Here is a 3826-nt window from a genome sequence, read left to right on the forward strand (position 1 = left end):
ATTAGCTCATACAAATTCCGCGACTTTTCAGAGATGGAATCAATGCGATCGCCATCTTGCTCGTCTAGTGTAAAACCGAACACCTTCGCATTTTCTTCTATATGTTCGGATATGCTGAGTCTAGCACCGACGATCGCACCACCCACCGCTGGTTTATCCAGAATATAACGCACAGCTACATTGGCAATACTTACGCCATGTTTATCTGCTATTTGCTTGAGTGTATTCAGCAGTTCTTGGAAGAGGTTCCACCCTCCCCAAGCATCGACCATATTTTTGTATTTTCTCAAGCTAACGGTGAAAAGATCTCCCCCTCGCGGTTCGGGACGACCCAAATATTTCTCCGACAACAAACCGCCACAAAGTGTCCCGTAAGCAAACAGCTTAATATCGTGTTGCTGACAGAATTCGATCGTACTTACTTCCGGACGGCGATCGACTAAAGAAAATTGCACCTGATTGGATACAATTTTTATCCCTGCATCGGTGATAATTTTTAAATGCTCGGTATCGAAATTGGTTAAAGCTAGATGTTTAATTTTTCCTTCTGCCTGAAGTTCCGCCATGTATTTTAGGGCATCCAGGTAGTTTTTATCCCTATATTCCCACCAGTGAAACTGTACCATATCCAAACTGGGTACATCCATTCTTTTGAGGGATATATTAATGTTATCTTCGACTACTTTACGAGTCATTTTGCTGGGGCGAGGTACCCATTTGGTGAAAGCTTGGAGATTTGATAAAGCTGCTTGGCCCCGATTAGCAATTAATTGCCGTCTGAACTCGCCAATAAAATCTTCTGCGGGGCCATAATGGTCTGCTAAGTCCCAAGTGGTAAAACCCGCATCCATGTACTCGAACATATGAGAAATAGCGGTTTTTTGGTCAATTTTTCCATGAGCGCCCGATACTTGCCACATACCATTGAGGATACGGCAAATGTTCAGATCGGGGGTAAGTTGCAGTCGGCTTGATGCAGGTAGTTTCATGGCGATCGCTTAGATTTTGAACTTTAGCTGTTGAGGTAATTCATGAATTACCCCAACAGGCATATATATCTTATCTATTTGAGTCCACTTAAGTGGACTTTCGCTATTAGCTGGAAACTTGAGTTCCCAGCGGGATTAAAGCACAGGTGCAAGATGTGACAAAAATCAAAACTGAACCCAAGTGCCGTGGAAACCATAAGGCACGCGAGTAGGAATCGAGATTCTAGCAACAGGTTCGGCGGTTATTTCTTTAGCGCTTACTACGACTAACTCCGAACTCTCTTTGTCATCGTCGTAAACAAATGTGACCAACCAGCCGTCATCTTCATCAGTAGCATCTGGTTGAGGAACAAATACTGCCTCGCCTCCATAACGTCCTTTCCCAAATTCGTGAATTTGGGAAGTACCGCTAACAAAGTCGTACTTGATGAAGCCATCAAATAAAGGTAATGAAGTTGGGGCCGATCGCGCTGTATAACCGTAACGAGTTGGTCGTCCTACCAGTTGTTCGTTTACACGCGGAAATTCCGAGGGTATATCATCAATTTGTTCTTGTTTCATCGCACCAGTGCGGAGATTAAATCGCCAGCGGTGCAGCAGGGGAATATCGCTTTGGCTATTTTGAGATGTTGGCGAGGCATCAAGCACGCTGGTGCTTTCCATCCGGCAAGCTATGAGTATGACTTCATCTCCTTCTTCATAGGCGTTGAGAGTGTGAAATATATAACAAGCTGGTGCTTCAAACCAGCGAATGTTGCTGTTATCTCCGTGACGGGGAACGATGCCAAAGCGACTGGGTATGTCCGATTCAAACATAAATGCCGGTTCGCCTCTCTTCATCCGTTCGGTTCGGAATGTCAGGGGCAAATCCATAAATATGGTGTAGTTTTCCGTGATGGCAAAGTCGTGCATCATCACGCCAACTGGTAAGTCAATTGGAACTGTTCGCAGCAACTTTCCTTCGGGAGAAACTACACTGTATTGCAGATAAGGCGGTTGCGCTACTCCGTAGCCAAAAAACATCATTTCGCCAGTTACGGCATCGACTTTGGGATGGGCGGTGAAAGCACTTTTTAGCTGGTTTTCATAAGTGTAGGAACCGACTGTTTCCAGTGAGGGTACTTTGATTTCGTGGGGTTCTCCGCCTTCCCAAAGTGCTAGCAGACGTCGATCGTGCCATACTAAGGCTGTGTTAGCTGTGTTCTTATATGGGCCATAAGGATTATTTTCCTGAATTGGTTCAAATATGCCTGTCCAAATGGCTTTATCGGCGTCGTGTTCGATTTGCCATCCTCGCGTTCGCACGTAACGGTTGCGATAGGTTGCCCTGCCGTTGCTAATTTGTACGCTGTGTAACATTCCGTCGCCGTCGAACCAATGGTAACGACCTTTTGGGCGAAACTGGGGATTTGGGCCGTTACGAACAAACATCCCATTGAGGTTGGGTGGTAGTTCGCCTGTTACCGGGAGGTCTTGAGCTGTAATTTCCTCTGGGACTGGGGCAAAGTTACCTTCTAGATAGGGATTGACTGCTGTTGTTGTCATAACTCTGAATTTGCTTAATCGCTGGCTTTCCCTATTTTTACAAATTGTTACATAAGTAGCGATCACTTCAGCGCAAGACCTTCTAGAATATCGATTCATTAATCCCAAAAACTGGGTTTCTATAGGCCAAAGCAATGAAATATGGCTGTTTGCAAAACAAGAAACCTGGTTTCTCTGGGACGACAACGCCAAATCTAATAGAGCTATATGCACATACTGCTAAATAGTCATCTATCAAGAGTTATAGATTTTTGTTGAAGTTGAGTTATTAAGACGATCGCCGTAAACCTTCAACTGACAAAGTTTCCTGCTTAAATTAATCAAAATTTATATGTATACAGGATGCGATCGCCACATCTTCAGGCAGTGTATGTAACCGAATTGGTATAATTGATAACTTCCTATTCCCTTGCCGCCCACACCTGACTATTTTCATAATGAAAGCGATACCCAGGGAGATATTTAGATGAGAATTCTGCTAGTAGAAGACGATGAGACAGTCGCAGGGCTTGTTTGTGACTTCCTTAGCAAACAACATTATGTCGTCGATATTGCTGAAGATGGAGAAGCTGGTTGGGAATTAATAGAAGCCTATACTTACGACTTGATTCTCCTCGATGTCATGCTTCCTAAAATGGATGGTATGACTTTGTGCCGTCGAATACGATCTGGTGGGTATCGGATGCCCGTACTCCTCCTCACTGCTCGTCAAACTAGCATAGATAAAGTTACGGGTTTAGATGTGGGAGCCGATGATTATGTAGTCAAACCTTTTGATTTAAAAGAATTAGGCGCTCGCATTCGCGCCTTGCTGCGACGGGGAAATTCTGCTTTGGCTCCCGTTTTGCAATGGGGAAAGTTACACCTTGACCCCAGTACCTGTGAAGTCACTTATGAAAATAAAATAGTTCCTTTAAGCCCTAAAGAATATTCTTTATTAGAGCTTTTTTTACGCAACAGTCGTCGTATATATAGTCGCAGAGCAATTTTAGATCACCTTTGGTCTTGGGAAGATGCTCCGGGAGAAGATACAGTCAAAGCGCATATTAAAGGCTTGCGGCAAAAATTTAAATCCGTAGGCGCACCTGTGGATTTGATAGAGACAGTTTACGGCATGGGTTATCGTCTCAAACCACTATCTAACGAACAGGAGGAAGAGAATCTGCCTTTGATTGTAGCTGCGGGTTTGCCCGATCGATTAACATCCTGGTTACAGGAGCGATTGGCTTTACCAATTGAAAGAACTGATAGTAGTGAAGAAATGCTGGATGAACTAGAGCGAGGAAACTGGT

The 3826-nt window shown here is 44.2% G+C and carries 3 protein-coding genes; 1 reads left to right on the forward strand and 2 read right to left on the reverse strand.

From position 1 onward, the window contains the following. Both H6S82_RS22865 and H6S82_RS22870 read right to left on the reverse strand, forming a co-directional pair. On the reverse strand, positions 1-989 hold a 989-nt coding region (locus tag H6S82_RS22865), incomplete at its 3' end, for an aldo/keto reductase (protein WP_191056760.1). Positions 990-1154: 165 nt separating this feature from the next. Next, positions 1155-2534, reverse strand: coding sequence for a carotenoid oxygenase family protein (locus H6S82_RS22870; RefSeq protein WP_190473758.1), 1380 nt, complete (start codon positions 2532-2534; stop codon positions 1155-1157). A gap of 466 nt (positions 2535-3000) precedes the next feature. Here H6S82_RS22870 and H6S82_RS22875 point away from each other — a divergent pair. Beyond that, positions 3001-3826: response regulator transcription factor (locus H6S82_RS22875; protein WP_191056761.1), on the forward strand; the 826-nt coding region annotated here is incomplete at its 3' end.

Source organism: Planktothrix sp. FACHB-1355, from assembly GCF_014748295.1.
Lineage (GTDB): Bacteria > Cyanobacteriota > Cyanobacteriia > Cyanobacteriales > Aerosakkonemataceae > Aerosakkonema > Aerosakkonema funiforme_A.